Origin of the sequence: Amniculibacterium aquaticum (assembly GCF_003852705.1) — a bacterium.
GTDB lineage: Bacteria > Bacteroidota > Bacteroidia > Flavobacteriales > Weeksellaceae > Amniculibacterium > Amniculibacterium aquaticum.
The window spans coordinates 1-5970 of the sequence record NZ_REFA01000041.1; the positions used below are offsets into that span (position 1 = coordinate 1).

Here is a 5970-nt window from a genome sequence, read left to right on the forward strand (position 1 = left end):
AATGAACGCTTGGATAGATAGCTTTAAAGCGCTATTAATACGATATGAAACTAAAGAAAAACATTGGAGGGATTTTCATCTGCTCGCATTCTGTTGTATTTTGATTAGGAAACATTAAACAAGTTCGGTTTTTTTTATATCCAAATTCTAAAGAAATTCTTATTTTTCAAACTTTAATATTCAATTTTAAATAATACACAAAACGGTATGAAATTTCTACATAAAATGATGAAAGATCTGTTGGGAAAGCACAGCGACTTGTCCCAAGTTAACATCATATTGCCCGGAAAAAGACCGGTGATTTTCATCAAAGAAATTTTAAAAGAAAATCAATATTCCGGTTTTATGCCACAGTTTTTCACCATTGAAGATTTGGTGAGGAAAATTTCCGGGAAACAAGAACTTTCGGGCATTGCCTTGTGGCTCTTTGCTTATCAGGTGTACCATGATCTGTATCCGTCTGAAGATTTTGAAAGCTTCCTAAAATGGTTTCCAACTTTGTTAAAAGATTGGGACGATATGCAGAAATTTGCCCAAAATGATAAGGCCGTTTTGGATTTTATGTTGGATGAAGAGCGCATAAAGATTTGGGCCGAAAATCTTTCCGAACAATCCGAAACCCCACGGAATAAATTTTTGGATTTTTGGAAAAAAATGAACCGTTTTCTACCCGAACTTAAGAAGAAATTGAGCGAAAAAAATTGGGCAACATCCGGAATGATACATGCTGAAGCCAAGTCCAAAGTGGTTGATTTTGCCGAGAAAACTAAGGAAATATGGGTCTTTGCTGGTCTTAATGCCCTAACTCCCGTTGAAGAAAAGTTGGTGAAAACCCTTTTGCAATGGGACAAGGCGTTGTGTTATTTCCAGGCCGATAGGTATTATTTTGATGATGATAGGCAAGAGGCGGGTAAATTCCTAAGACAACACAAGGGATGGAAAGAATTTAACGATTCCAGGGCTTTTAATTGGATAGAAAATGATTTTGAAAAGGAAAAAGACATCCGGGTTTATGAAGTGTCCGGAAATGTTTCTCAAGCCAAAGTGTTGCCGGAAATTTTTAAAAATTTCACCAACCATCAATGGTCCAAAACGGCTGTGGTCTTGTTGGACGAAAATCTGTTGCCTGCCACTTTAGAAACCCTTTCCATGGTCGATTACATCAATATAACCATGGGATTTCCCCTGAAAAATTTGGCTTTTTCTAACGCGATAAAACAGATTTTTTACCTTCAAAAACAAATTCTGAAAAAATCAGGTTCGTATTATTACAGCGATATCATCTCCATTTTGGATGCCTTGCCTTTTACAGACGATGAAAAACTTAACATTCAAGAATTCAAGAATTTTATTGAAGAAAGAAACATTATTTTTATTTCTCCCAAGATATTAGAAAGTTATTTGTCAACCATTTCTTGCTATCCCTTGTTGCTGAAAGCCGATGGTGTATCCGATTTTATCGAGCTGCTGATATCCTATTGCCGAGAACTGAAATTTCTACCCTTGGACGATGTGATATACGAAAACATCGCCCATTTCGAGAAAGCGTTTACCGTTCTCAGAAATCAAATTCAAAACTATCCGCATCCATTAAATGTGGAGTCTTTGGAGGTTTTGATCCATCAATTGGTCAACCAAGAATCCATCGATTTTATTGGAGAACCCTTGCAGGGATTGCAGGTTATGGGACTGTTAGAAACCCGTTTGCTTAATTTTGAAAACATCATCATGTTGTCGGTTAACGAGGGCAAACTTCCGTTGGGAAATACCCAAAACACCTATCTTCCACACGATGTACGAACCGAGTTTGGGCTGCAGACTTTTTTGGAAAACGACAGTATTTATGCCTATCATTTTTACCGCTTGATACAAGATGCCAAAAAGGTGAGCCTGCTCTTCAACGCCATGTCTTCCGGGGTGAATACCGGAGAGAAAAGCCGTTTTATTACCCAACTGGAGGTGGAATCCGGACATACAATGGATCACATCATCATCGAAAATTCTTCAGAACCTATCGATCAGCAACCGATGACCGTACAAAAAACGGCCTTCGTAATGCAACAATTAGAAGAGTGGAAGTCCAAGGTAGCGGTTTCTCATCTCAATTCGTATTTGTACAATCCTATTGATTTTTATCTGAATAAAATGATGAATACCAAAGAGTCTGTAGAAATGGAGGAGGAGCTGTCCAAAAGAAGTTACGGTAACCTGGTGCATTTTGCCTTGGAATTTTTGTATAAAGAGGCAAAAGGAAAAACTTTGACCACAGAATTTTTATTAAAAACCAAAGAAAATGTAGATGCTGCCCTTTCTTTTGCCATTGAAAAACTGAAACATCAGCCTGAATTTTATAAAAACGGGATGAATTACATTCATAAAATAATGGCTACCAAAGTGGTGAACCAAATTGTACAGTACGACATCGATCTTGTTGGGGATGGTAATTCTTTGGAAATTGTAGATCTGGAATATTATTTTGAGGGTGTTGAATTTCCGTTGGACGATCTTCAAAAAGTTTATTTTCACGGATACATCGATCGTATCGATCGGTTGAATGGGCAATTGAGAATTTTGGATTATAAGACTGCAAAAATTGAAAATTTGAAATTAAAAATTGATGAAAAAAATTACGAACATTATTTGAGAAATAAAGATAAAAAACAAGCTTTGCAACTTTGCATTTATCAGTTTGTGGTAGAGCGATTGCCGGAATTTAAAGGGCAAAGTATCTCAACCGGCATTTGGAGTTTTGCACAAGTAGATCGTGGTCCTGCTGAATTGGTTTTTGAAAAAGGCAATCTGGATGATGCCTTGGTGTCCATAAAAAATATAATACTGGAAATCCTAAATCCAGACTTGGACTTTGTGTCAAGTTAAAATTTTATCTTCATCGTCATAAAAAAAATCCGCTTCATTTTGTCTTGAAGCGGATTTTTTTTAAATTATTTATGACTTTGGAATTTATCAAGATTGTTTTTCTTTTTGAATTCAAAATATCCCAAAGCAGTGTAAAGGATGGACATCACCAAAAATAGTATTAAGTTTCTTACTACTATTTTTTTTACTTCGTCTTCTGTATTAAAGATGAAATAATCCATGATTGCCATGAGGATTGCAAATAAAAATCCAAATCTTAAGCCTTTGGTCAATGCGAATTTCCATTGTTCTTTTTTTAGATTTTTATTTTCCATGTTTTCTTTTGAATTGTTGTTTTTATTTTCCAAAATCGATACCGATTCGTCTATCCAAATGCGTTAAGACCGGTAATGTCCAGACCGGTGATCAGTAAATGGACATCGTGTGTTCCTTCATAGGTGATTACCGATTCCAGATTAGCGGCGTGTCTCATCATCGGGAATTCGCCCATGATGCCCATTCCGCCAAGAATTTGTCGGCTTTCTCTTGCGATTTCTATCGCCATGTTTACATTGTTTCTCTTGGCCATGGAGATTTGTGCAGGACTTGCGGTATGAGCGTTTTTAAGATTGCCCAATTGCCAGCACAGCAACTGTGCTTTGGTAATTTCTGTTAAAAATTCGGCCAATTTTTTTTGTTGAAGTTGGAAAGATCCAATCGGTTTTCCAAATTGCTTTCTTTCTTTGCTGTATTGTACCGCTGTGCAATAGCAATCGATAGCGGCACCAATTACGCCCCAAGAAATCCCGTATCGAGCAGAGTTTAGACACGATAAAGGTCCTTTCAGTCCGGTTACTTTTGGCAAGAGATTTTCTTTTGGAACTTTTACATTGTCAAAAACCAATTCGCCGGTTTTTGAAGCTCTAAGGCTCCATTTATTATGGGTTTCTGGTGTGGTAAAGCCCTCCATGCCTCGTTCCACAATCAGTCCTTGTACTTTTCCTTCTTCATTTTTTGCCCAGACAACAGCGATATCACAAAGCGGTGCGTTGGTAATCCACATTTTTGCACCGTTCAACAGGTAGTGGTCGCCACAGTCTTTGAAATGGGTTTCCATAGATCCGGGATCGGATCCGTGGTTGGGTTCGGTAAGTCCGAAACTGCCAATCATTTCTCCGGCAGCCAGTTGTGGTAGGTATTTTTTCTTTTGTTCTTCACTTCCAAATTCATTGATGGGGAACATTACCAAAGAACTTTGCACCGACGCAGCAGAACGAACGGCAGAATCGCCTCTTTCCAGCTCTTGCATGATAAGTCCGTAGGAAATTTGATCCAGTCCTGCACCTCCGTATTCGGTGGGGATGTACGGACCGAGAGCTCCTATTTTTCCCAATTCTTTCATCAAATTGGGCAAGTCGGTGTGGTTTTGAGCGGCCTCATCAATCTGCGGCATTACAAAACTTTCAACCCATTCTCTTACAGATTGGCGGATCAGTTTGTGTTCTTCGGTTAATAAAGCGTCCATTCCATAATAATCCGGAATGGTATTGAGTGGATAATATGACATGTGATTTTAATTTGCCCGAATTTAATATATTTTGATGGAATGAAGAAATGTTTTTTGATTTAAACTTTATTCCAGGATTTTATAATTGCAGAGTACTTGCCATTGTGCTTATGTATTGAATTTTTCGTAATTCTGTAAACTTTGATTTGAATATAAAAAAATCCGCCCAATTCTGGACGGATTATAGACTTGCTGTAATTTTTTATCGCATTAATCTTCCATAAATTTGGAAGCAATGTTGATGGAAACACCGGTGCTGCTGAAACCACCATCGTGATTTAGATTTTGCATGGTGACTTTTTTGGTAAGGTCAGAGAATAAAGTTACGCAATAATCCGCACATTCATCTGCTGTTGCATTCCCTAGTGGTGACATATCTTCGGCATAACCCAATAGACCGGAAAGTCCTTTTACACCGCTACCTGCAGTGGTTTGTGTAGGAGATTGTGACACGGTGTTCACTCGTACTTTTCTCTCGCCCCAATAGAAACCGAAAGATCGAGCGATACTTTCAAGATAGGCTTTGTTGTCGGCCATATCTCCATATTCTGGGAAGGTTCTTTGAGCTGCGATGTAAGTTAAGGCTACGATAGAACCCCATTCGTTCATGCAGTTTTTTTCCCAAGCGGTACGCATTACTTTGTGGAAGGAAACAGCCGATACATCCCAGCCTTTTTCTAGCCACTCGTAGTTGGATTCGGTATAGTGTTTTCCTTTTCTGATGTTAACCGACATCCCAATTGAATGCAGGATGAAATCGATTTTCCCAAATTTGGCAACGGCTGCATCAAAAAGTTTTCCCAAATCTTCCATGGATGTGGCATCTGCACCAATGATTTCGGAACCGGTTTTTTCGGCCAATTCGTTTATTTCGCCCATTCTCATTGCGATAGGAGCGTTGGAGAGGATGAATTCTGCTCCCTCTTCATGGCATCGTTCTGCAACTTTCCATGCGATGGAACTGGAGTTAAGAGCTCCAAAAATGATCCCTTTTTTTCCTTTTAGTAATCCGTAAGACATATTCTTTTTATATTTTGAAAACAAAAATAATGAAATTATTGGGTGTACAAAACAAAAAGAGAATTACACGCTGTAATTCTCCACTTTTTTTTGATTTTATTTTTGATCTTTATCCATTCCGAAGAAAGAATCGACCATTTTATTGGCTACTTCCCAAGTGTCGGCAAAGGTTTCTACCATCTCGTCCCAGCCGCCGACCAAATCTTCTTTTAGAATCTCAAACCAACCTTCTTTGGTGGGCTCTTCGTTGTTTTCCCTTTGGGTTTCAATGTAGTTTTTGGCATGTTCAACCCAATTTTTATCGTGTGCTGAATTTTCTAGATTGTTGTTTTCGGTGCTCATTTTGTGGAATTTTTAGTGTACCTCAAATTTAATGATTATTTGCTAATAAATTATGAAAATGATGAACTTGTTTAAAGTAAAAAAATCGATAAACACCTTTAAAAAAAGGCGTTAATTATTTGTTTAAAAGACTGGTATTCAGTATATTAGAGGAAAAATAACTACAAATTTCTCTATGCAAAAGA

Annotated in this window: 5 protein-coding genes; 1 reads left to right on the forward strand and 4 read right to left on the reverse strand. The window is 37.8% G+C overall.

Going from position 1 to position 5970, the window contains the following annotated elements; genetic code table 11:
- The first annotated feature begins 207 nt into the window (after window positions 1–207).
- Window positions 208–2877, forward strand: coding sequence for a PD-(D/E)XK nuclease family protein (locus EIY84_RS11345; RefSeq protein WP_124643262.1), 2670 nt, complete (start codon window positions 208–210; stop codon window positions 2875–2877).
- Between the two features lie 65 nt (window positions 2878–2942).
- Here the strand turns inward: EIY84_RS11345 and EIY84_RS11350 are convergent, their stop codons facing one another.
- From EIY84_RS11350 to EIY84_RS11365, 4 genes are all read right to left on the reverse strand, one after another.
- Entirely contained in the window at window positions 2943–3191 is a 249-nt protein-coding gene (locus EIY84_RS11350) for a hypothetical protein (RefSeq protein ID WP_124643264.1), read from the reverse strand.
- Window positions 3192–3241: 50 nt separating this feature from the next.
- The gene (locus EIY84_RS11355; protein WP_124643266.1) at window positions 3242–4423 is read right to left on the reverse strand and encodes an acyl-CoA dehydrogenase family protein; all 1182 of its coding nucleotides are present in this window, start codon (window positions 4421–4423) and stop codon (window positions 3242–3244) included.
- A gap of 210 nt (window positions 4424–4633) precedes the next feature.
- On the reverse strand, window positions 4634–5443 hold the full coding sequence (locus EIY84_RS11360) for an enoyl-ACP reductase FabI (protein ID WP_124643268.1): 810 nt from the start codon (window positions 5441–5443) through the stop codon (window positions 4634–4636).
- 96 nt (window positions 5444–5539) lie between these two features.
- Window positions 5540–5785: a hypothetical protein gene (locus EIY84_RS11365; RefSeq protein ID WP_124643270.1), complete on the reverse strand. Its 246-nt coding sequence runs from the start codon at window positions 5783–5785 to the stop codon at window positions 5540–5542.
- Between the last annotated feature and the right edge of the window lie 185 nt (window positions 5786–5970).

What these genes read in the sequence shown, in the direction of transcription:
- EIY84_RS11345 (WP_124643262.1), top strand. Translation starts at nt 208, where the DNA reads ATGAAATTTCTACATAAAATGATGAAAGATCTGTTGGGAAAGCACAGC.
- EIY84_RS11350 (WP_124643264.1), bottom strand. Translation starts at nt 3,191, where the DNA reads ATGGAAAATAAAAATCTAAAAAAAGAACAATGGAAATTCGCATTGACC.
- EIY84_RS11365 (WP_124643270.1), bottom strand. Translation starts at nt 5,785, where the DNA reads ATGAGCACCGAAAACAACAATCTAGAAAATTCAGCACACGATAAAAAT.
- EIY84_RS11360 (WP_124643268.1), bottom strand. Translation starts at nt 5,443, where the DNA reads ATGTCTTACGGATTACTAAAAGGAAAAAAAGGGATCATTTTTGGAGCT.
- EIY84_RS11355 (WP_124643266.1), bottom strand. Translation starts at nt 4,423, where the DNA reads ATGTCATATTATCCACTCAATACCATTCCGGATTATTATGGAATGGAC.